Annotated in this window: 17 protein-coding genes; 9 read left to right on the plus strand and 8 right to left on the minus strand. The window is 60.8% G+C overall.

The features are described from left to right. Positions 1-409 precede the first annotated feature (409 nt). The 5 genes from AC07RO_RS02495 to AC07RO_RS02515 all read right to left on the minus strand — a co-directional run bounded on the left by AC07RO_RS02495 (position 410) and on the right by AC07RO_RS02515 (position 5,407). Positions 410-1,111, minus strand: a complete 702-nt coding sequence (locus AC07RO_RS02495; RefSeq protein ID WP_192171555.1) for an ABC transporter ATP-binding protein — start codon at positions 1,109-1,111, stop codon at positions 410-412. Further along, positions 1,112-1,879 (minus strand): high-affinity branched-chain amino acid ABC transporter ATP-binding protein LivG, encoded by a 768-nt coding sequence (gene livG / locus AC07RO_RS02500; protein WP_122536637.1) that lies wholly within the window; start codon positions 1,877-1,879, stop codon positions 1,112-1,114. After that, the gene (locus tag AC07RO_RS02505; protein ID WP_192171554.1) at positions 1,879-3,141 is read right to left on the minus strand and encodes a high-affinity branched-chain amino acid ABC transporter permease LivM; all 1,263 of its coding nucleotides are present in this window, start codon (positions 3,139-3,141) and stop codon (positions 1,879-1,881) included. The genes livG and AC07RO_RS02505 overlap by 1 nt, the downstream gene beginning before the upstream one ends. Next, positions 3,138-4,064 (minus strand): high-affinity branched-chain amino acid ABC transporter permease LivH, encoded by a 927-nt coding sequence (gene livH / locus AC07RO_RS02510; protein WP_172609396.1) that lies wholly within the window; start codon positions 4,062-4,064, stop codon positions 3,138-3,140. The genes AC07RO_RS02505 and livH overlap by 4 nt, the downstream gene beginning before the upstream one ends. A 215-nt stretch (positions 4,065-4,279) precedes the next feature. Continuing rightward, positions 4,280-5,407, minus strand: coding sequence for a branched-chain amino acid ABC transporter substrate-binding protein (locus tag AC07RO_RS02515; RefSeq protein ID WP_495085195.1), 1,128 nt, complete (start codon positions 5,405-5,407; stop codon positions 4,280-4,282). A gap of 328 nt (positions 5,408-5,735) precedes the next feature. Here AC07RO_RS02515 and AC07RO_RS02520 point away from each other — a divergent pair, with 328 nt between their 5' ends. Next, on the plus strand, positions 5,736-6,035 hold the full coding sequence (locus tag AC07RO_RS02520; RefSeq protein ID WP_192171552.1) for a DUF2288 domain-containing protein: 300 nt from the start codon (positions 5,736-5,738) through the stop codon (positions 6,033-6,035). A gap of 273 nt (positions 6,036-6,308) precedes the next feature. Then, positions 6,309-7,664: a spinster family MFS transporter gene (locus tag AC07RO_RS02525; RefSeq protein WP_495085196.1), complete on the plus strand. Its 1,356-nt coding sequence runs from the start codon at positions 6,309-6,311 to the stop codon at positions 7,662-7,664. Between the two features lie 206 nt (positions 7,665-7,870). On the opposite strand, the gene rapA is transcribed toward AC07RO_RS02525, so the two are convergent. Beyond that, on the minus strand, positions 7,871-10,717 hold the full coding sequence (gene rapA / locus AC07RO_RS02530) for an RNA polymerase-associated protein RapA (RefSeq protein WP_192171550.1): 2,847 nt from the start codon (positions 10,715-10,717) through the stop codon (positions 7,871-7,873). A 206-nt stretch (positions 10,718-10,923) separates the two neighbouring features. Between rapA and AC07RO_RS02535 the strand changes: the two genes are divergently transcribed. The 3 genes from AC07RO_RS02535 to ccoM all read left to right on the plus strand — a co-directional run bounded on the left by AC07RO_RS02535 (position 10,924) and on the right by ccoM (position 11,749). Continuing rightward, positions 10,924-11,271, plus strand: a complete 348-nt coding sequence (locus tag AC07RO_RS02535; RefSeq protein ID WP_192171549.1) for an aspartate-semialdehyde dehydrogenase — start codon at positions 10,924-10,926, stop codon at positions 11,269-11,271. 66 nt (positions 11,272-11,337) lie between these two features. After that, the gene (locus AC07RO_RS02540; RefSeq protein WP_192171548.1) at positions 11,338-11,499 is read left to right on the plus strand and encodes a hypothetical protein; all 162 of its coding nucleotides are present in this window, start codon (positions 11,338-11,340) and stop codon (positions 11,497-11,499) included. 133 nt (positions 11,500-11,632) lie between these two features. Next, a complete protein-coding gene (ccoM, locus tag AC07RO_RS02545; RefSeq protein WP_342345355.1) occupies positions 11,633-11,749 on the plus strand; it encodes a cytochrome c oxidase subunit CcoM in 117 nt (38 codons plus the stop codon). A gap of 110 nt (positions 11,750-11,859) precedes the next feature. Here the strand turns inward: ccoM and AC07RO_RS02550 are convergent, their stop codons facing one another. Beyond that, positions 11,860-12,330 carry a MaoC family dehydratase gene (locus AC07RO_RS02550; protein WP_192171547.1) on the minus strand — a complete coding sequence of 157 codons (471 nt, stop codon included), beginning with the start codon at positions 12,328-12,330 and terminating at the stop codon, positions 11,860-11,862. A 40-nt stretch (positions 12,331-12,370) separates the two neighbouring features. Beyond that, the gene (locus tag AC07RO_RS02555) at positions 12,371-13,315 is read right to left on the minus strand and encodes an alpha/beta hydrolase (RefSeq protein WP_192171546.1); all 945 of its coding nucleotides are present in this window, start codon (positions 13,313-13,315) and stop codon (positions 12,371-12,373) included. A 226-nt stretch (positions 13,316-13,541) separates the two neighbouring features. On the opposite strand from AC07RO_RS02555, the gene fadD2 reads away from it, so the two are divergent. The 4 genes from fadD2 to AC07RO_RS02575 all read left to right on the plus strand — a co-directional run bounded on the left by fadD2 (position 13,542) and on the right by AC07RO_RS02575 (position 22,966). Further along, positions 13,542-15,230 (plus strand): long-chain-fatty-acid--CoA ligase FadD2, encoded by a 1,689-nt coding sequence (fadD2, locus tag AC07RO_RS02560; protein WP_495085197.1) that lies wholly within the window; start codon positions 13,542-13,544, stop codon positions 15,228-15,230. 357 nt (positions 15,231-15,587) lie between these two features. Next, a complete protein-coding gene (gene fadD1 / locus AC07RO_RS02565; RefSeq protein WP_495085198.1) occupies positions 15,588-17,285 on the plus strand; it encodes a long-chain-fatty-acid--CoA ligase FadD1 in 1,698 nt (565 codons plus the stop codon). A gap of 420 nt (positions 17,286-17,705) precedes the next feature. Further along, on the plus strand, positions 17,706-21,617 hold the full coding sequence (gene hrpA / locus AC07RO_RS02570; RefSeq protein ID WP_495085199.1) for an ATP-dependent RNA helicase HrpA: 3,912 nt from the start codon (positions 17,706-17,708) through the stop codon (positions 21,615-21,617). Positions 21,618-21,844: 227 nt separating this feature from the next. Beyond that, positions 21,845-22,966, plus strand: coding sequence for a beta-ketoacyl-ACP synthase III (locus AC07RO_RS02575; protein ID WP_495085200.1), 1,122 nt, complete (start codon positions 21,845-21,847; stop codon positions 22,964-22,966). The last annotated feature ends 35 nt before the right edge of the window (positions 22,967-23,001 follow it).

Genomic DNA, 23,001 nt, shown 5'->3' on the forward strand with positions numbered 1-23,001 from the left:
ATTGATGTCGCAGCCACTGGCCTATTCCCGGCTAAAGCCGGTCCTACAAAAAGCAACGCGTGCAGCCAGTGGCACCGACGGCGACTCCTGTAGGACCGGCTTCAGCCGGGAAGCCTTTGACCTGCTTTTGATCTTCAAACGCAAAAAGCCCAGACACCGCAAATCGCGACTTGGGTGCAGGCTGAACGCAGGTCTCGTGGAGTGGGCCGAGCCGCAGGGATGCGGCGAGAGCGCCGTCAGGACATGGATGTCCGTTCGGCGCGGGCCCACGGAGCGAGACCGGAGTGAAGGAAGCCTGACGAAAGAAGGGCCCAACCAGGAGCACTAAGCCCTTGGTTACTTGGGGCTTTATCAAGTAACTCGCCGAAGGCGAAACGTCTGCCCCCAGGCAGACGCCCTTGATCCTCCTTTAGCCGCCTAAATAAGCATCCCGCACTTTCGGATCAACCAGCAACTCCGCCCCCGACCCCTGCATCACCACCCGGCCATTCTCCAGAACATACGCACGATCAGCGATCTTCAACGCCTGATTCGCATTCTGCTCCACCAGAAACACCGTCACCCCATCCCGCCGCAACTGCTCAACAATCTCGAAAATCTGCTGAATAATAATCGGCGCCAGACCCAGCGAAGGCTCATCCAGCAACAACAGCTTCGGCTTGCTCATCAACGCACGCCCGATCGCCAGCATCTGCTGCTCACCGCCGGACATCGTGCCGCCGCGCTGATTGAAGCGCTCCTTCAGACGCGGAAACAACTCAAGCACCTTATCCATCTGCACCTGATAATCGGCCTTGTCCGTGAAGAACCCGCCCATCGCCAGATTCTCCTCCACCGTCAGACGCGCGAACACACGACGGCCCTCCGGCACCACCGCAATACTCTTGCGCATTATCACCGACGACTCCAGACCGACCAGTTCCTCACCCATATAGCGGATGCTGCCACTGTGCGCGCGCGGCGAACCGCACAGCGTCATCAACAGCGTCGACTTGCCCGCGCCATTGGCGCCGATCAACGTGACAATCTCACCCTGTTGCACATCGATGCTGACACCGTGCAATGCCTGGATCTTGCCGTAGAACGTGGAAACGTTATCGAACTGCAGCATTTACGCTTCCCCCAGATAGGCTTTGATCACTTCAGGATTGTCACGGATCTGCTCGGGCGTGCCATCGGCCAGCGGCGTGCCCTGATTGATCACCACGATATGGTCGGAAATGCTCATGACCAGCTTCATGTCGTGCTCGATCAGCAACACCGTCGCGTTGTGCTCGTTACGCAGCACGCCGATCAGCGCTTTCAAGTCTTCGGTTTCTTTCGGGTTCAGACCGGCCGCCGGCTCATCGAGCATCAGGATGCGCGGGCGCGTCATCATGCAGCGGGCGATTTCCAGACGTCGTTGCTGACCGTAGGCCAGGGTGCCGGCTGGACGGTTGGCGAACTCCTTCAGATCAACCGCTTCCAGCCAATGCTCGGCGTACTCCATCGCCTCGCGCTCGCTTTTGCGATACGCCGGGGTCTTGAACAGGCCGGACAGGAAATTCGTGTTGAGGTGACGATGCTGGGCCACCAGCAGGTTTTCCACCGCGGTCATTTCCTTGAACAGGCGCACGTTCTGGAACGTTCGCACCACGCCTTTACGGGCGATCTCATGGCCGGCCAGGCCCTGAATCGGCTCGCCGTCCAGCAGGATCGTGCCGGAGGTGGGTTTGTAGAAACCGGTCAGGCAGTTGAAAACGGTGGTCTTGCCGGCGCCGTTCGGGCCGATCATCGACACGACCTGCTTCTCGTTGACGGTCAGACCGACGCCGTTGACGGCCAGCAGACCGCCAAAGCGCATGCACAAGCCGGACGCTTGCAGAAGTGGACGGCTCATCAGCGCTCCCCCTTGAGTTTCATGACGGGACGCTGCATCGGCAGGAAGCCCTGAGGGCGCCAGATCATCATCAGCACCATCAAGGCGCCGAAGCCGAGCATCCGGTATTCGCTGAATTCGCGAAGCAGTTCAGGCAACAGGATCATCACGACTGCGGCGAGGATCACGCCCAGCTGCGAGCCCATGCCGCCCAGGACCACGATGGCGAGGATGATCGCCGACTCCAGAAAGGTGAACGACTCCGGGGTGATCAACCCCTGACGCGCGGCGAAGAAACTGCCGGCGAAACCGGCGAATGCAGCGCCGAGGGTAAAGGCCGACAGCTTGATGATGGTCGGATTCAGGCCCAGCGCGCGGCAGGCGATTTCGTCTTCACGCAGGGCTTCCCAGGCGCGGCCGATGGGCATGCGCAACAGCCGGTTGATCACGAACAGCGCCAACAGCGCCAGCAGCAGGGCGATCAGGTAGAGAAAGATCACCTTGTTGATGGAGTTGTATTCCAGACCGAAGTATTCGTGGAACGTCTGCATGCCTTCTGCAGCCTTGCGCTCGAACGTCAGGCCGAACAGCGTCGGTTTTTCGATGTTGCTGATGCCGTTCGGGCCGCCGGTGATGTCGGTCAGGTTACGCAGGAACAGGCGAATGATTTCACCGAAACCCAGGGTCACGATCGCCAGATAGTCACCACGCAGTCGCAGGACCGGGAAGCCCAGCAGGAAGCCGAACGTCGCCGACGCCAGGCCGGCCAGCGGCAGGCAGATCCAGAAACCGAAGCCGAAGTAGTGCTGCAGCAGGGCGTAGGTGTACGCGCCCACGGCGTAAAAGCCGACGTAACCGAGGTCAAGCAGACCCGCCAGACCGACGACGATGTTCAGGCCCAGGCCGAGCATCACGTAGATCAGGATCAGGGTCGCGATGTCCACCGCGCCGCGCGAACCGAAGAACGGCCACACCAGCGCAGCAATCACCAGCGCGCCGAGGAACCAGCGTTGGGTCGACGGCAGGGTCAGAAAGTTGCTGGTCTTGTCCGACATCAGCTGTTTCTGCGGACGCGAGCGCCACATGGCGCTGATCTGTTCGTTGAACAGCACGCGCAGGAACATCAGCAACGCCGCGGCAAAAATCAGCAGCACGGTGGTGGTGCTGGCGCCGACCACCGCGAGATTGATCCCGACGATGTCCAGTTTGAGCCCGAGGATCGGGTAAGCGACGGCCAGCACCAGCACTGCGCTGAAGAGGGCCGATTTGAGATTCCTGGTCATACTTTTTCAACCTCCGGACGGCCGAGCAGGCCGGTTGGCCGGAACAACAACACCAATACGAGAAGACCGAACGCCACCACATCCTTGTACTGGTCGCCAAAGATGTCGGCGCCAAAGGCTTCGGCGATGCCCAGCACCAGACCGCCGAGCATCGCGCCCGGGATACTGCCGATACCGCCCAGTACTGCGGCGGTAAAGGCTTTGATGCCGACGAGGAAACCGGCGTTGGGGTTGATCACGCCGTACTGCATGCTCAGCAGCACCGCAGCGACCGCCGCCAGGGCGGCACCGATGACGAAGGTCAGGGCGATGATGTTGTTGGTGTTGATCCCCAGCAGGTTGGCCATCTTGATGTCTTCGGCGCAGGCACGGCAGGCGCGACCCAGGCGAGAGCGGGAGATGAACCATGTCAGACCGAGCATGGCCACCAGCGTGACGATGAAGATGAGGATCTGCATGTAGGAGATCACCACTTCATGGGTGCTGCCGGGGCCGAACACGAAGTTGCCGGGAATGAGGTTGGGGATCGATTTGTCTTTCGAGTCCTGCGACAACAACACGGTGTTCTGCAGGAAAATCGACATGCCGATGGCGGAAATCAGAGGGATCAAACGGTTGCTGCCGCGCAACGGGCGATAGGCAACTCGCTCGATGGCGTAACCGTAGGCGCTGGTCACCACAATACTGGCGACGAAAGCTGCGGTAATCAGCAGGGGCAGGCTGTCCAGGCCAAGCATGGTCAGACCGGCCAGGGCGATAAACGCCACATACGAGCCGATCATGTACACCTCGCCGTGGGCGAAGTTGATCATGCCGATGATGCCGTAAACCATGGTGTAGCCAATGGCAATCAAGGCGTAAGTGCTGCCAATGGTCATCCCATTAACCAGCTGTTGAAGAAAGTGATAGAGATCTATCGGCATTGCTGAGTGCTCCTAAAAACCTGCCTGGTGTTTCACTGGTGGTGTCTTTTTCCCGCTCGCGCGTCGTGATCTACGTCCGCGTCCGGCACGAGCCCAGTGGTTCACTGGTGCGGTTTCAAGATGTTCAGGGGTCGGAATTCTTGTGAAATTCGCTGCCCAGCTAAAACAAAGCCCACTGCGGTTGCAGTGGGCTTCGGGTAAGCATGAAGGCCGCGTTATTTCACAGGGGCTTCAGTCTTGGTGCCATCTTTGTGCCAGGTGTAAACGACGAATTTGAAGTTTTTCAAGTCACCCTTGGCGTCGAAGCTCAGATCGCCGGTAGGGGTTTTGAACGTACCGGCGTGAATGGCGGCTGCCACTTTCGCGGTGTCTTCGGACTTGGCGGTCTTGATCGCTTCAGCAATCACTTCCACGGCAGCGTAGGCCGGGAACACGAACGGACCGCTCGGGTCTTCTTTCTTCGCCTTGAACGCAGCAACCAGCTCATTGTTGGCCGGGTCCTGATCGAAGGATTTCGGCAGGGTCACCAGCAGACCTTCGGACGCGTCCTGAGCGATCTGCGAGATGGAGGCGTTGCCCACGCCTTCCGGACCCATGAAGCCGGCTTTCAGGCCTTTTTCCTGTGCCTGACGCAGAATCAGACCCAGCTCAGGGTGGTAGCCGCCGTAGTAGACGAAGTCGACATTGTTTTGCTTCATCTTGGCGATCAGCGAGGAAAAGTCCTTGTCGCCGGCATTGATGCCTTCGAACAGGGCGACTTTCACGCCGTCTTTTTCCAAGGTCTGCTTGACGGCAGTGGCGATGCCTTCACCGTATTGCTGTTTGTCGTGGATGACCGCAACGATCTTCGGCTTGACCTGCTTGGCGATGTAGTCGCCGGCAGCCGGGCCCTGTGCACTGTCCAGGCCGATGGTACGGAAGATCATTTTGTAGCCACGGGCAGTGATTTCCGGGCTGGTGGCCGCCGGGGTCACCATGATGATGCCTTCGTCTTCGTAGATGTCCGAAGCAGGCTGAGTGGAGCTGGAGCAGAGGTGACCGACCACGAACTTGACGCCGTCGTTGACCACTTTGTTGGCGATGGCGACCGCTTGTTTCGGGTCACAGGCATCATCGTAATCAACCGCTTCAAGCTTCTTGCCGTCGATGCCGCCTTTGGCGTTGATCTGGTCGATGGCCATCTTGGCGCCGCTGAACTGCATGTCGCCGTACTGGGCCACAGCACCGGTTTTAGGGCCGGCAATGCCGATCTTGATTGTGTCAGCTGCGAACGAGTGACTGGCAACCCCCGCCAGAACCAGTGCGGCAAACAGCTTGGAAATCTGATTAATACCCTTAGTCATGATGCTCCACTCTTGCGTTGTCGTTTTTATAATCCTGATGGCCAAAGCTGCAGGACCGGATTGAATTTCCAGGCCGCACCCCCAGCAACTGTACCGGAACAGTTTAGAGCGCCGGTCGATCGCTTGAATAGCTGGCTGCGGGGGGCAAAACCTGTGGATGTCGCTTAATCGACAGAAAGATACACAATCACGCCGGCTCTATAACCCTGTCGGGCAACGAACCGGTCGGCTTGGGCGAACTTCCCTGCAATCAATCACTTGAATCCGGGTTTGTCGGTACGGAGGGCGGCGCTATCATTGCGCCGATTTTCCAATACGGTGAAAACCCATGACGCAAGAACCTAGCACCCTCTATGCCAAACTGCTTGGCGAAACGGCTTCGATTACGTGGAATGAATTGCAACCATTTTTTGCGAAGGGTGCCCTGTTGTGGGTCGAGCCCAGCCTGGATTTGATCGCCGTGGCCCAGGCATTTGCCGAGAACAGTGAGGCGCAAGTGGCTGCATGGCTCAAGAGTGGGGACGTCGGCAAGGTCTCTGAATCAAAGGCTCTGGATCTTTTCGAGCGCAATCCGCCTCTCTGGGCAGTGGTTGTCGCGCCGTGGGTGTTGATCCACGAGAGGGCGTGACGCTGGTCACTGCTCAAAAATGGTGCGTCGGATGATGGCAAAGTGGGTAATGCGGTAACTGCCGGTGTGTCGTCGGTAGCGGAATGTCTCACCGAATCCATGCTTCATTTTGGGAAAACCGTCAGGGTGGCTCCGGGATTCCTGGCGGACGTTCAATGGATGGGTATCAGCGGGGCGAATGTTCACAGACAGAGTGCCAAGGCGTGACTAGATTTCAGGCAAACCGGAGGCGTCAGCTGGAATAGCCTCCTATAACAAGAAAGAGAGCGCCCCATGGATCGATCGACTCAGGCAAGGAACGCTTGGCGCGTTCTGTTTCTGCTGTTTCTGGCCAACCTGTTCAATTTCTTCGACCGCACGATTCCCGCGATCATCATCGAGCCCATCCGCAAGGAATGGTCGCTGAGCGACTTTCAGCTCGGCATCATCGGCACCGCCTTCACCCTGGTGTACGCAGTGGCCGGGCTGCCGTTGGGGCGCATGGCCGACAACGGCTCACGGCGCAAGTTGATGGGCTGGGGGCTGGCGGTGTGGAGCGGCCTGACGGCGGTAAACGGTCTGGTCGGCAACTTCTGGGCGTTTCTGCTGGTGCGCATGGGCGTCGGGATCGGAGAGGCGAGCTATGCGCCAGCGGCCAATTCGTTGATCGGCGACCTGTTCCCCGCCCACCGCCGCGCCCGGGCCATGGGCATCTTTATGCTGGGATTGCCCTTGGGGCTGTTGCTGGCGTTCTTTACCATCGGCGCGATGGTGCAGGCGTTCGGCAGCTGGCGCGCGCCGTTCTTCATCGCCGCGGTGCCGGGGCTGGTGCTGGCGGTGTTCATGTTCTTCATTCGCGAGCCGGCCCGGGGCGCCGCTGAAAGCGTGGCCATTTCCCAGGAGAAAATCGACCGGCCGATCCGTCGCGTGCTGTCGATTCCTACGTTCCGCTGGCTGGTGCTCGCCGGTCTGGCGTTCAACTTCGCCACCTACGCGTGCAACTCGTTCATGGTGCCGATGCTGCAGCGCTACTTCTTACTGCCCTTGCAGGAAGCCGCGATGGCCACCGGCATGATCGTCGGCGTGACCGGTCTCGTTGGCCTGACCGTCGGCGGCTGGGTGGCGGACAAGCTGCATCAACGCTGGAGCAACGGCCGCCTGATGTTTGCTGCCATGAGCATGGTGGTTGCGACGCTGTGCACCGGTTATGCGCTGCATGCCGGGCGCATCGAGATCGGCGTGTTCGTCGGGGTGTTCAGTCTTGGCTGGCTGTTTTCCTACAATTTCTACACCTGCGTTTACACCGCGATTCAGGACGTGGTGCAGCCCCGACTGCGCGCCACGGCCATGGCGCTGTTCTTTGCTGGTCTGTATCTGCTGGGCGGCGGGCTGGGACCGGTGGTGGTAGGTCTGTTGTCGGACCATTTCGCTCACTCGGCCATGTACGCCGCACAGGTCGAGCAGATGACCGAACCGTTCAAGGCGGTGGGGCTGCACGATGCGATGTATTTGATACCGGTGGCGTTGTTTTTCGTCCTGGTGTTTCTGGTGCGCGCGTCGAAGTGCTTCAGCGCTGATGCGCAGCGGATGCGCGAGGGGATGGTGGCGGATGAGCCGGTGGGGCAGGGGGTGAAGCCGTCGGTGGCGTGATCCCCCGATCACTCCCACACCACAGCGGCCTACTTTAAAGTAAGTGCACATGCGCTTTGTGGGGTCTAGAAGATCCCGAGCCGAGCGCTATCCCGTGGGAGCTAGCTTGCTCGCGAAGGCTTAAGTTCAGTCAGTAGAGAAAATGGCTGAACGTCCCGGCCCCTTCGTGAGCAAGCTCACTCCCACATTTCCTGCGGCGAACCTGATTAGCCGGCGACCAGCACCCGAATCGCTTCCAGGCGCAGCGCGGCTTTTTCCAGCATGGCCAGGCCTTGCTCACGTTGCTCACGCAATGCCGCCAGTTCGCTGTCGCGCACGGTCGGGTTGACCGCTTGCAATGCGGTCAAACGCGCCAGCTCTTCTTCGGTGTCTGCCGCCAGACGTCGCTGCGCTTCCGCCACACGTTCAGCGTGCTTCGGCGCGATCTTGCTTTCGGCGGCGTTGATCTGCGGGTTGAGCACGTCGCGCTGTGCCTGAATGAACTTGTTGGCGCTGGCCCGGGGCACGCTCTCCAGCTGATCGTTCAGGGTGGTGAAGGACACGCGGCCCGACAGGTCGTTGCCGTTGCCATCCAGCAGACAACGCAGCGCGGCCGGCGGCAGGTAGCGGCCCAGTTGCAGCGAGCGCGGCGCGACCACTTCACTGACGTAGAGCAATTCCAGCAACACGGTGCCGGGCTTCAGCGCCTTGTTCTTGATGAGTGCCACGGCGGTGTTGCCCATCGAGCCGGACAGCACCAGATCCATGCCGCCCTGCACCATCGGGTGTTCCCAGGTAATGAACTGCATGTCCTCGCGGGCCAGCGCCTGATTACGGTCGTAGGTGATGGTCACGCCTTCGTCGTCGCCCAGCGGGAAGCTGGCGTCGAGCATCTTCTCGCTCGGCCGCAGGATCAGCGCGTTCTCCGAGTGGTCCTCGCTGTCGATGCCGAACGCGTCGAACAGGGTTTCCATGTAGATCGGCAGGGTGAACTGATCGTCCTGCTCAAGGATGGCCTCCACCAGCGCTTCGCCTTCGCCGGCGCCGCCGGAATTAAGCTCCAGCAGACGGTCGCGGCCGGTGTGCAGTTCGCTTTCCAGACGCACGCGCTCGTTGCGCGCCTCGGTCACCAGCGCCTGCCAGTCGTCCTCGTCGCCGCCTTCCAGCTGCGGCAACAGGCGCGGGCCGAACGTATGTTGCAGCGCGTTGCCGGTCGGGCAAGTGTTGAGGAATGCGTTGAGCGCCTCGTGATACCACTGGAACAGCCGCTCTTGCGGGCTGGTTTCCAGATACGGCACGTGCAGCTCGATGATGTGCTTCTGGCCGATCCGGTCCAGACGACCGATCCGCTGCTCCAGCAGGTCCGGGTGCGCAGGCAGGTCGAACAGCACTAGGTGATGGGAGAACTGGAAGTTGCGGCCTTCACTGCCGATTTCGGAGCAGATCAGCACCTGGGCGCCGAACTCTTCGTCGGCGAAATACGCCGCCGCGCGGTCACGTTCGAGGATGTTCATGCCTTCGTGGAAGACCGTCGCCGGGATGCCGGAACGCACGCGCAGGGCGTCTTCCAGGTCCATCGCGGTTTCGGCGTGGGCGCAGATGACCAGCACCTTCACGCGCTTGAGCATTTTCAGGGTGTCGATCAGCCAGTCAACGCGCGGATCGAAACGCCACCAGCGCTCTTCTTCGCTGAGCTCGCTTTGGGCCTGGAAGCTGACTTCCGGGTACAGGTCGGCGTGTTCGCCAATCGGCAGCTCCAGGTATTCAGCCGGGCAGGGCAGGGGATACGGGTGCAGTTTGCGCTCCGGGAACCCTTGCACGGCGGCGCGGGTGTTGCGGAACAGCACGCGGCCGGTGCCGTGACGGTCAAGCAGTTCGCGGATCAGGCGGGCACTGGCTTCGGCGTCGCCGGCGGCAACAGCGGTTAGCAGCGCTTCGGCTTCGGCGCCGAGGAAACCACGGATGGTCTCGTTGGCTTTTGGCGACAGCGTGCCTTTGTCCAGCAGCTCCTGAACGGCTTCGGCGACCGGGCGATAGTTTTCGCTCTCGGCGCGGAACGCGTGCAGGTCATGGAAACGATTCGGGTCCAGCAGGCGCAGACGGGCAAAGTGGCTGTCCTGACCGAGCTGCTCGGGGGTTGCGGTCAGCAGCAGCACGCCGGGAATGACTTCGGCCAGTTGCTCGACCAACGAGTACTCGCGGCTGGCCTTTTCTTCGTGCCAGACCAGGTGGTGGGCCTCGTCGACGACCAGCAGGTCCCAGCCCGCCGCGAACAGCGCGTCCTGGGCCTTCTCGTCTTCAACCAGCCATTCCAGCGACACCAGCGCCAGTTGCGTGTCTTCGAACGGGTTGCTGGCATCGCTTTCGATGAAGCGTTCGGCATCGAACAGCGCGACCTGCAGGTTGAAGCGGCGGCGCATTTCCACCAGCCACTGGTGCTGCAGGTTTTCCGGTACCAGGATCAGCACCCGGTTGGCGCGGCCCGACAGCAACTGGCGGTGGATGACCAGACCGGCTTCGATGGTTTTACCCAGCCCTACTTCGTCCGCCAGCAAGACCCGCGGCGCGATACGGTCGGCGACTTCACGGGCGATGTGCAACTGGTGAGCGATCGGTTGTGCGCGCACGCCGCCCAGGCCCCACAGCGAGGATTGCAGCTGGCGGCTGGTGTGTTCGAGGGTGTGATAACGCAGGGAGAACCACGGGAGTGGGTCGATCTGCCCGGCAAACAGGCGGTCGGTGGCCAGACGGAACTGGATGAAGTTCGACAGCTGGGTTTCCGGCAGGGTCACGGGCTGGTTCTGCGCGTTGAGGCCGTGGTAGACCAGCAGGCCGTCGACGTCGTCGACTTCGCGGACGGTCATCTTCCAGTTTTCGAAGTGGGTGATGGTGTCACCCGGCGAGAAGCGCACCCGCGTCAGCGGCGCATTGCGCAAAGCATACTGGCGCGTGTCGCCAGTGGCCGGATAGAGCACGGTCAGCAAGCGGCCGTCCTGAGCCAGAACGGTGCCCAAACCCAGCTCGGCTTCGCTGTCGCTAATCCAGCGTTGCCCCGGTTGATACTGCTGCGACATGCTGCCTGACTCCCGCCTTGAAAAAGCCGACTATGTTAACGGAACAAGGCGCCCAGGCCAAAGCCACATTGTAAAAACGCCCGGATATATTGGGTGGCGCGCCTGAGGCGGGCACTTGCTGCGAAAAACATAGTCGAAAATCGCGCTTGAATCGGCTCAAGTCGACGAAACGGCAGCCGACAGCTTGATAACAGGAGACCATTACCATGCTGCCACCGCTGATCCCACTGAGCGCGGCCCCCGTGACTTCGCAGCTGGACCCGGTCAAACCCACCCCGGACATCCCGCCGGTAACGCCGATTCAAAAGAGTTCGAGCGAAACCAACATCGACCTGGGCGAACGTGACCGCGAGCAGGCCGAATTGCTGCTGCGCGAGGAACAACGTCGCCACCAACGCCGCCGCAGCGACCGGCGCGTGGCCGACCGTCACCCTGATCTTCAAGAAGGCCCGGCCATTCCCGGGGATTTCCTCAATGCCGACGACACCGTGCCGGTGGTGCCGATCATCGACGACGAGCCGCGCCAGGGCCTGTGGGTCGACCTGAAAGTCTGAGGCGCTGGTCAGCGCCGCCTTGATTGCGCATTATTGGCGGCAACAGCTATTCACGAGCGATACGCCATGAGCGATGACGGAAAACTGGTAGACCTGAGCGCCGAGCGCGCCAAGCGTGTTCACGACCTCAATGACAAACGCCTGAACGAAGTCCGCAGCGCTTTCGAGCAGGCCATGCCGCTGGGCAAGGGCAAGAAGAAAGCCAAGAGCAAACCGAAAAAACGCTGACCCGCCTTCCGTTCGTCCCCCGTCTGCCGGCTGCTCTTTGTGATTCACGCCGGCATTGACCTGAGTCAATTCCTCTCGTCACCCCACTGATTACTCTGCGCCCATTAAACAGACTCGGGCAGAAGGAGTGCGCATGTTTCTCGACCACGCAGTGATAGCCGGCGTCATGACGGTGGGGCTGGCGATGGTGATTTATTCAAGCGTCGGACTGTTCATCTGGAGAGACTCACCCCGGCGCGGAAGACGCTGAGTCTTCTACACAAAGAGCACGCAAGGCATTTTGGGCAACTTCGGTTGCCCATTTTTTTGCGTGGTGGCCGTGCGTGCTGACTGCTGCGCCGGAAGGAGGCTGGCGCCGGCTCAACCCACGGTGATGGGTGGCAGGTCGGCCAGGGTCACGGTCTGCAGCTTGCGTGGCGCGAGGATTTCGGCCTCGCCATCCACCACCAGCTCATCGTTCTGATTGAACACGCGAGTGGCGATGCGCACGCGGAATTTCGGCAGTTTCTCGAGGATTTCCAGGCGTACGGTCAGGGTGTCGCCGATCTTCACCGGCTTCTGGAAGGTCATCTGCTGACCCAGGTAAATCGTGCCCGGGCCAGGCAGTTCACAGGCCACCGCCGCGCTGATCAATGCGCCGCTGAACATGCCGTGGGCGATGCGATCCTTGAACATGCTTTTGGCCGCGAATTCGGCGTCCAGGTGCACCGGGTTGCGGTCGCCGGACATTTCGGCAAACAGCTGGATATGACGCTCTTCAACGGTTTTGCTGTAGCTGGCAGTCTGACCGACTTCAAGGGCTTCGTACGGCGTGTTGGTGACTTGGGTCATGGGGTGTCCTGTGACAATTAAGAAAGATGAACCACTGACGTCATTCGCTGCGGCGCGGCCTTGGCTGCTGCAGCGCCTGTTCAAGCCAGGCGAGCAGATCCCGGGTGACTTCTTCACGGTTGGTCTCGATGAGGATCTCGTGACGCGCCTGCGGATAGACCTTCAGCGTAACAAACGGGTGGTCGGTGCCGCTCAGAGCGTCGGCCAGATGCGTGAGACGCTTGCCATCGCTCACCGGATCACATTCGCCACCGATAATCAGGATCGGCAGTCCGGGATCGATCTGCGCCAGGTTCGAACGCTTGCTGATCTGCTGCAGGCCCCCGAGAAGGTCCATCCACAGTTGATTGGTGCAGCGGAAGCCGCACAGCGGGTCGTTGCTGTAGGCGTCAACCTCGGCCGGGTCGCGATTGAGCCAGTCATAGCAGGTGCGTGCGGGCTTGAAGCGTTTGTTGAAGGAGCCGAACGACAAGTGTTCGATCAGCGCACTGCGCCCGGTCGGGCCTTTCCGCCAGCGTTCAATACGAGCGACCAGCGCCGCCGAGCGATAGAAGGTGACGGGGTGGTAATTCGAACCGCTGAGAATCACGCCCTGCAAACTGGCGCTGTGGTGCAGCAAATAACCCTGGGCGATGTAACTGCCCATGCTGTGACCCAGCAAGAACACCGGCACCCCCGGATGACGCACCGCAATCGACGCTTTCAGCGTGGCGAGGTCGCCAACCACTTTGTTCCAGCCGTCCTGATCGGCGTAATGGCCCAGGGTGCCATAGGTGGCCGAATGGCCGTGGCCACGCTGATCGGCGCCATACAGGGCGAAACCTGCCCGCATCAATGCCTTGCCCAATCTGTCATAGCGCCCGGCGTGCTCAGCCATGCCGTGGGAAAAAAGGACCACCGCCCGGGCATTGCCCATCGGTCTCCAGGCATGCACATAGAGGCGACTGTGATCTTGAGCGTCCAGCCAAAAAGCTTCGTGTTCCATCGCGGTTCCCTGGCCCCTGTAAAAAGTTGTCTCAAAAAACGCAGTGGCGAGCGCTTCGCTTGAGTGTATAGCGGTAGCCGGATGGCAGGCTGGTTACCCGCAAGATTCACACCGGTGATGACGCGGCGACGACTATTTGCCTTCTATGCCATAGCTGCTAACGTCCGGCAAACGCCCGTTTAAATTCCACGGGGCCAGCACACTCAGGTAAGAGGATAAAAACAACATGCAACCTGACTTCTGGAACGACAAGCGTCCCGCTGGCGTTCTTTCTGAGGTGGACCTTCAGGCGTATAGCTCGGTGGTCGAGGTCTTCGAGCGCAGTTGCCGCAAATACGCCGATCGCCCAGCCTACAGCAACATGGGTGTCACCCTGAGCTACGCAGAGCTTGAACGCCAATCGGCGGCGTTCGCCGGTTACCTGCAACAGCAGACCGACCTCAAACCCGGCGACCGCATCGCCGTGCAGATGCCCAACCTGATCCAGTACCCCATCGCCGTGTTCGGTGCCATGCGCGCCGGCCTGATCGTCGTCAACACCAACCCGCTGTACACCGCCCGGGAGATGCGCCACCAGTTCAAGGATTCCGGCGCGCGCGCACTGGTCTACCTCAACGTCTTCGGCAAGAACGTGCAGGAAGTGCTGCCGGACACCGATATTCAGTACCTCATCGAAGTGAAAATGGGCGACATGCAGTCGGCGGCCAAAGGCTGGCTGATCAACACGGTGGTCGAGAAGGTCAAGAAGCTGGTGCCGGCGTATCATTTGCCCCAGGCGATCCCGTTCAAACGTGTGCTCAAGCTCGGCAAGGGCGATCGTCTGCAGCAAGTGCCGCTGGCGCTGAAAGACGTTGCTGTATTGCAGTACACCGGCGGCACCACCGGTTCGCCGAAAGGCGCGATGCTGACCCACGGCAATCTGGTCGCCAACATGCAGCAGGTCTATGCCTGCATGCAGCAGCATGGGCCGGACGGGCAGCCGATCTTCAAGCAGGGCAGCGAGATCATGGTGGCGCCGCTGCCGCTTTATCACATCTATGCATTCACCTGTAATTGCATGTGCATGATGGTCAGCGGCAATCAAAACCTGCTGATCACCAACCCGCGGGACATCGGCGGCTTCATCAAGGAACTGAAGAAGTGGAAGTTCTCGGCGATGCTCGGCCTGAACACGCTGTTCGTGGCGCTGATGGACCATCCCGAATTCAAGAACCTCGATTTTTCCACCCTGCGCCTGACCAACTCCGGTGGCACCGCGTTGGTTAAAGCCACCGCCGAGCGCTGGCTGCAGCTGACCGGCTGCCCGATCGTCGAAGGCTACGGCCTGACTGAAACCTCTCCCGTCGCCACCGCCAATCCTTATGGCAATCAGTCCAGGCTAGGGACGGTAGGCATGCCGGTGCCGGGCACCACGGCGAAGGTCATCAGCGACGACGGGATCGAAATGCCCGTCGGTGAGCGCGGCGAGCTTTGCCTCAAGGGGCCGCAGATCATGCGCGGTTACTGGAACAAACCGGAGGCCACCGCCGAGGTGCTGGACAGCGAAGGCTGGCTGAAAACCGGCGATGTCGCGGTGATCGACCCGGACGGGTTCATCCGCATCGTCGATCGCAAGAAAGACCTGATCATCGTTTCGGGCTTCAATGTCTACCCGAACGAGATCGAGGACGTGGTTTCGCGGCACCCGAAAGTGGCGAACTGTGCGGTGATCGGCGTTCCCGACGACCGTTCGGGCGAAGCTGTGAAGCTGTTCGTGGTGCCGAGGGATGCAACGCTGACCAGCGAGGAGTTGAAGGCATACTGCAAGGAGAACTTCACCGGCTACAAGATCCCCAAGCAGATCGTGCTGCGTGAGTCGTTGCCGATGACGCCGGTGGGGAAAATTCTGCGGCGGGAGTTGCGGGATATCGCCTGAGGCTGCGGCGATTGCTCATCAGCTTCTGACCCAGGAAAAACGGCGTGTTGATCACGCCGTTTTTTTTTGCCTGTTATCTTGCTGCTGAGTTTAATCGGAGTGCGTAAATGAACGTCGACGTAGGACATTTCCGACATTTAGGTTCATTGCTCTAAACGTGACCGTCGCATATTCAAGAGTCAGATATGTGACTGGAGAGCCCGCTTTTGGCTCTAGGCGGCCTCTGGCAAAGCTGATACGCTCGCCCCGCTTTTTGTGCCATCGGTCAACAAAAAGCGGTGACTACAAAATTCCAAACACAAGAAATCATCGCATTAAGTGATGTGTAGAAACGCTGTCGCTGAGGAGTCGGCTTTTATGCTCGAAAACTTCTGGAAGGATAAATATCCGACAGGTATCGCCGCCGATATCGATCCGGATCAGTATCCGAACGTACAGGCCGTATTGAAACAGTCCTGCGAGCGTTTCGCCAACAAACCTGCGTTCAGCAACCTGGGCAAGACCCTCACCTACGGCGAAATGTACACGCTGTCCGGTGCCTTCGCTGCGTATCTGCAACAGCACACCGACCTGCAACCCGGCGACCGCATCGCCGTGCAGTTGCCCAATGTGCTGCAGTACCCGGTAGCGGTGTTCGGCGCCATTCGTGCCGGGCTCATCGTGGTCAACACCAACCCGCTGTACACCGCGCGGGAAATGGAACACCAATTCAATGACTCCGGTGCCAAGGCGCTGATCTGCCTGGCGAACATGGCGCATCTGGCCGAGAAGGTCGTGCCCAAGACCGGCGTCAAGCACATCATCGTCACCGAAGTTGCCGACCTGCTGCCGCCGCTCAAGCGCCTGCTGGTCAACAGCGTCATCAAGTACGTGAAGAAGATGGTCCCGCCGTTCCACTTGCCCAAGGCGGTCAAGTTCAACGACGTGCTGGCCAAGGGTCACGGCCAGCCGGTGCAGGATGTTTCGCCGAACGGCAACGACGTCGCGGTGCTGCAATACACAGGCGGCACCACCGGCGTGGCCAAGGGCGCGATGCTCACCCACCGCAACCTGATCGCCAACATGCTGCAATGCCGCGCGCTGATGGCGGCCAACCTCAACGAAGGCACGGAGATTCTGATCACGCCGTTGCCGCTGTACCACATCTATGCGTTCACCTTTCACTGCATGGCCATGATGCTGAGCGGCAACCACAACGTGCTGATCAGCAATCCGCGTGATCTGTCGGCGATGGTGAAAGAGCTGTCGAAGTGGAAGTTTTCCGGCTTCGTCGGCCTCAACACGCTGTTCGTTGCGCTGTGCAACAACGCCGACTTCCGCCACCTGGATTTCTCCTCGCTGAAGCTCACCCTCTCGGGCGGCATGGCCCTGCAAACTGCCGCGGCCGAGCGCTGGAAAGAAGTGACCGGCTGCTCGATCTGCGAAGGTTACGGCATGACCGAAACCAGCCCGGTGGCGTCGGTCAACCCGTTCCAGAAAATCCAGATGGGCACCATCGGCATCCCCGTGCCCTCGACCCTGTGCAAGACCATCAATGACGCTGGCGAAGAGCTGCCGTTGGGTGAAGTGGGCGAGCTGTGCATCAAGGGCCCGCAGGTGATGAAGGGTTACTGGCAGCGTCAGGACGCCACCGACGAGATGCTCGATGCCGACGGTTGGTTGAAAACCGGCGACATCGCGATCATCCAGCCGGATGGCTACATGCGCATCGTTGATCGCAAGAAAGACATGATTCTGGTCTCCGGCTTCAACGTGTACCCGAATGAACTGGAAGACGTACTGGCGACCCTGCCGGGTGTTCTGCAGTGCGCGGCCATCGGTATTCCGGACGAGAAATCCGGCGAGGCGATTAAGCTGTTCGTGGTGTGCAAACCGGGCACGACCCTGAGCAAGGAGCAGGTCATGGAGCACATGCGCGCCAACGTCACCGCTTATAAAGTGCCGCGCAGCGTGGAATTCCGCGACGCCCTGCCGACCACCAACGTCGGCAAGATCCTGCGCCGCGAACTGCGTGACGAAGAGCTGAAAAAACTGGCGCTGAAGAAGCCGGCGTAAGTCAGCCGTTACACCCACAGACCCCGCCAGCGTGCGGGGTTTGTTGTTTAAGGCGGGCATGGATTGTCACGGCGGTATCGCTGAATGCCCTGGCCCCTTCGTGAGCAAGCTCACTCCCACAGGTCCAGCGGCCTTCCCGAGACTGAGTCCATCCCCATCCTGTGGGTTGGTAAAAGACCTCGAATTGGATGCGATCCTGTGGGAGCGAGCTTGCTCGCGAAGGCTTAGTTTCATTCACTGGAGAAAGTGCCTGAACGCCCCCGGCCCCTTCGTGAGCTCACTCCCACAGGGTTCGCGTTGTGCCACATTGGGTGGCCTGACACATGACCTATGAGGGCGTAGATATGCAGACCTGCCTCCACCCCACCAAATCTGCGACAATCCGCGCCCTGCATTCAGATAGAAAGATTCCGCGCCCTGATGACCGACGATTCGACTTCCATCGACCAACTCTTCAAAAACCTCGACCACGCGATGATCAGCGATCGTCATCGCTTGCGCCGGCAATTGCATGAGCTGCGCAAGAAACCGGACGAGACGAAGCTGGCGCAGTGGGTCGAGCGCGTGCAGGCATCGTGCGCCCGTGTGCTGGGTCGCGCCCAAAGCGTGCCGACGATGCGCTACGACGAAAACCTGCCCATCGCCGCCAAGCGCGACGAGATCAAGAAAGCGATTCTTGAACATCAGGTGTTGATCATTGCCGGCGAAACCGGCTCGGGCAAAACCACGCAGCTGCCGAAAATCTGTCTGGAAATCGGGCGCGGTCAGCACGGGCTGATCGGCCACACCCAGCCGCGTCGAATCGCAGCGCGCAGCGTTGGCAGCCGGGTCGCCGAAGAAATCGGCACGCCACTGGGCGGGCTGGTGGGTTATCAGGTGCGCTTCGAAGACCAGAGCGACGAAAACACCCTGATCAAACTGATGACCGACGGCATCCTGCTCGCCGAAACCCAGCACGACCGCTATCTTGAGCGCTACGACACGATCATCGTCGACGAAGCCCACGAACGCAGTCTGAACATCGACTTCCTCCTCGGTTATCTGAAAACCCTGCTGCCCCGTCGCCCGGACCTGAAAGTCATCATCACCTCGGCGACCATCGACCTCGAACGCTTCTCCGAGCATTTCGACAAGGCGCCGGTCATTGAAGTCTCGGGCCGGACCTTCCCGGTGGAGACCTGGTACCGGCCGATGACCGCCCAGCAAGACGAAGAGGGCAACAGCATTGAGGAAGACCTGACCGTCGATCAGGCGATTCTCGCCGCGCTGGACGAGCTGGCCGCCTTCGAACGCAGCGAGCGCAAGTCCCCCGGCGATGTGCTGGTGTTTCTGCCCGGCGAGCGGGAAATCCGTGACGCCGCCGAGATGCTGCGCAAGGCGCAACTCAAGCACACCGAAATCCTGCCGCTGTACGCGCGCCTGTCGCCGGCCGAACAGCAGCGTATTTTCCAGTCTCACCCGGGCCGTCGCGTGGTGCTGGCGACCAACGTTGCCGAAACCTCGCTGACCGTGCCGGGCATTCGCTACGTCATCGACACCGGCACCGCGCGCATCAGCCGCTACAGCTACCGCGCCAAAGTGCAGCGCCTGCCCATCGAAGCGATTTCCCAGGCCAGCGCCAACCAGCGCAAGGGCCGTTGCGGTCGGGTCGAGCCGGGCCTGTGCGTGCGCCTGTACAGCGAAGAAGATTTCCTCTCGCGGCCTGAATTCACCGATCCGGAAATCCTGCGTACCAACCTCGCGGCGGTCATCCTGCAGATGCTGCATCTGCGACTGGGCCAGATCACCGATTTCCCCTTCATCGAGCCACCGGACGGCAAGGCAATCAGCGACGGTTTCAACCTGTTGCAGGAGCTGTCGGCGGTCGACCGCGAGAACAACCTGACGCCGATGGGTCGTCAACTGGCGCGCCTGCCGGTAGACCCGCGTATGGGGCGCATGTTGCTGGAAGCGGCGAAGCAAGGCAGTTTGCAGGAAGTGCTGATCGTCGCCAGCGCCATGTCGATTCAGGACCCGCGCGAGCGTCCGCCGGAGCGTCAGCAGGCCGCCGATCAAGCCCACGCGCAATGGAAAGATCAAGACTCCGACTTTGCCGGACTGGTCAATCTGTGGCGTGGCTTCGAAGAACAGCGCCAGGCCCTGACCGCCAGCCCGCTGCGCAACTGGTGCCGCCGCAACTTCCTCAATTACCTGCGCCTGCGGGAATGGCGTGACTCCCATCGTCAATTGAGCCTGATCTGCCGCGACCTGCAATTAACGGTCAACAAAGAGCCAGCCGATTTTCCGAAATTCCACAAGGCGGTGCTCTCGGGCCTGCTCAGCCAGATCGGTCAGAAGACCGAAGACGGCGATTACATGGGCGCCCGTCAGCGGCGGTTCTGGGTGCATCCGTCATCGGGGCTGGGCCGCAAGCGCCCGCAATGGATCATGGCTGCCGAGCTGGTGGAAACCACCAAGCTGTATGCGCGCATGGTGGCGAAGATCGAGCCTGACTGGATCGAACCCCTCGCCGGGCACCTGATCAAGAAGAACCACTTCGAACCCCATTGGGAGAAGAAGCGCGGCCAGGTCGTCGCCTTCGAGCAGATCACGCTGTTCGGCCTCATCGTCGTGGGGCGTCGGCCGGTGCATTTCGGGCCGATCGACCCGGTGGTGTCCCGCGAGTTCTTCATTCGCGAAGGGCTGGTGCGCGGCGAGATCCAGTCCCGGGCCAAATGCCTCACGGCCAACACCAAGCTGCTGGAACAGCTCGACGAACTGGAAGCCAAGGCGCGGCGCCGCGACATCCTGGCTGACGAAGAAACCCTGTATCGCTATTACGACGAACGCTTGCCAGCGGAGATTCACCAGACCGCGACGTTCGACGCCTGGTACCGGATGGAAAGCCAGAAGAACCCGCAGCTGCTGATCATGCGCGAGGAAGATGTGCTCGCCCGTGAAGCCAGCGAGGTCACGGCCAATCAGTACCCGGACACCTTGCGTCTCGGCGAACTGACCCTGCCGCTGACTTACCACTTCGAGCCCAACCATCCGCGCGACGGCGTGACCCTGCGCGTGCCGGCGCCGCTGTTGCTGTCGTTGCCGGCCGAGCGCCTGGAATGGCTGGTGCCGGGGCTGCTGGAAACCAAATGCGTGGCGCTGGTGCGCAATCTGCCCAAGGCGCTGCGCAAGAATTTCGTGCCGGTGCCTGACTTCGTCAAAGCCGCGTTGCAACGGATGGTCTTCGCCGAAGGCTCGTTGCCCCAGGCGTTGGGCCGTGAGCTGTTGCGCATGACCGGCGTGCGAGTGACCGACGAAGCCTGGGCCGAAGCGGCACAACAGGTGGAAAGCCACCTGAAAATGAACCTTGAAGTGATCGACGCCAACGGCAAGTTCCTCGGTGAAGGCCGTGAGCTGGATGAGCTGACCGCCCGTTTCGCCGAGGCCGGACAAGCCGCGTTGGCGGTGCCTCAATCGGCGAAAGGTCAGCAGCCGGTTGAAGCCAAGGGCTTTGCGGCAGTGGCCGAGAAGACGCAACAGCAGATCGCCGGCCTGTCGATGACGGTGTATCCGGCGCTGGTGGAAGAGGGCGGCGCGGTCAAGGAAGGGCGTTTCTCCACTCAGGCCGAAGCCGAATACCAGCACCGTCGAGCCCTGCAACGTCTGCTGTTGCAGCAACTGGCAGAGCCGACCAAGTTCCTGCGCAGCAAGTTGCCGGGACAGACCGAGCTGGCCTTGCTGTACCGCGATCTGGGTCGGGTCGATGCATTGATCGAAGACATCCTGCTGGCGAGCCTCGACAGCTGCATTCTTGAAGGCGAAACGACGTTGCCCCGAGACGGCGCCGGCCTGCTGTCCCTGGCCGAGCGCAAGCGTGGCGGTCTGACCGAGCATGCCGAGCGGCTGGCGAGGCTGACCCTGGAAATCCTCAAGCTCTGGCACGGCCTGCAAAAGCGCTTCAAGGGCAAGATCGATCTGGCCCAGGCCGTGGCGCTGAATGACATCAAGGGTCAGTTGAGCAAGCTGGTGTATCCCGGTTTCGTCCGCGAGACGCCGGCGGTGTGGCTCAAGGAACTGCCGCGTTACCTCAAGGCCATCGAAATCCGTCTTGAGAAACTCGGCAGCCAGGCGCAGAAGGACCGGGTCTGGAGCATCGAACTGGGCAATCTCTGGGCGCAGTACCAGACCCGCGCCGACAAACACGCTCAGGAAGGCAAGCGCGACCCGGAACTGGTGGTGTATCGCTGGTGGCTGGAGGAATACCGCGTGTCGCTGTTTGCCCAGCAACTGGGTACGAAAGTGCCGATCTCGGACAAGCGCCTGAACAAGCAATGGACCCAGGTCGAGGGTTGATCCCCTCGGCCCGCAGTCCCGATTACATTACCCGATAGCGCGAAATGGCGGCCGTTATGGCAAACTTCGCGGCTAAACTTCATAGCGTCATAAACATCCGTCGTCCGCCAAGCGGGTTGCTGCCTCGTTGCATTGGGACTTTCGTCCCAGAACCACCGACGCCCTGCTTGTGCTGGCTGTTCAGCTGCTGCCGTCAATGAGCTGCTTTTATCTCGAGAGGAACGACCGTGTACGAAGTCGTGATCAGTGGCACCGGGCTTTTCACCCCCGCCAACAGTATTTCCAACGATGAGCTGGTGCAGTCTTTCAACACCTACGTTGCCCAGTTCAACGCCGAAAATGCCGCCGCGATCGAAGCGGGAGAGGTTCAGGCACTGACGGAATCCAGCGCGGCGTTCATCGAAAAAGCCAGCGGCATCAAAAGCCGTTACGTGATGGACAAGGACGGCATTCTCGACCCCCAGCGCATGAAGCCGCGCCTGCCCGAGCGCTCCAATGATGAATGGTCGATTCTCTGCGAGATGGGCGTTGCCGCGGCCAAACAGGCCCTGCAGCGTGCCGGCAAGACCGCCGCTGACATTGACGGCGTTATCGTCGCTTGCTCAAACCTGCAACGCGCGTACCCGGCGATCTCCATCGAAATCCAGGCGGCGCTGGGCATCCAGGGCTTCGGCTTTGACATGAACGTGGCGTGCTCCTCGGCCACGTTCGGCATTCAGACCGCCTGCAACAGCGTCAAGCTGGGCCAGGCCCGGGCGCTGTTGGTCATCAGCCCGGAAATCTGCACCGCGCACCTCAACTTCCGCGACCGCGACAGCCACTTCATCTTTGGCGATGCAGCCACGGCGGTGGTGGTCGAGCGCGCTGACCTGGCGACCTCCGAGCACCAGTTCGACATCGTCGGCACCAAGCTGCTGACCACGTTCTCCAATAACATCCGCAACAATTTTGGTTTCCTCAACCGCACGGCGGAAGAGGGCGAGGGCAAGGCGGACAAACTGTTCGTGCAGGAAGGCCGCAAGGTGTTCCGCGACGTCTGCCCGATGGTCGCCGAGCTAGTGGCTGCGCACCTGGACGAGAACCAGCTGAACGTCGGCGACGTGCAACGGTTCTGGCTGCATCAGGCCAACCTGAGCATGAACCACCTGATCGTGAAGAAACTGCTGGGCCGCGACGCCACGGTCGAGGAAGCCCCGGTGATCCTCGACCGCTACGCCAACACCAGCTCCGCCGGTTCGGTCATCGCATTTCACGAACACCAGGACGACCTGCCAAGCGGCGCGCTGGGCGTGCTCAGCTCGTTCGGTGCGGGGTATTCGATTGGTAGCGTGATTCTGCGCAAGAAGTGATGCGTGCGGCATGACTGCCGGCTAAACATGTGGGA

The organism is Pseudomonas sp. GW821-FHT07F05 (genome assembly GCF_059418765.1).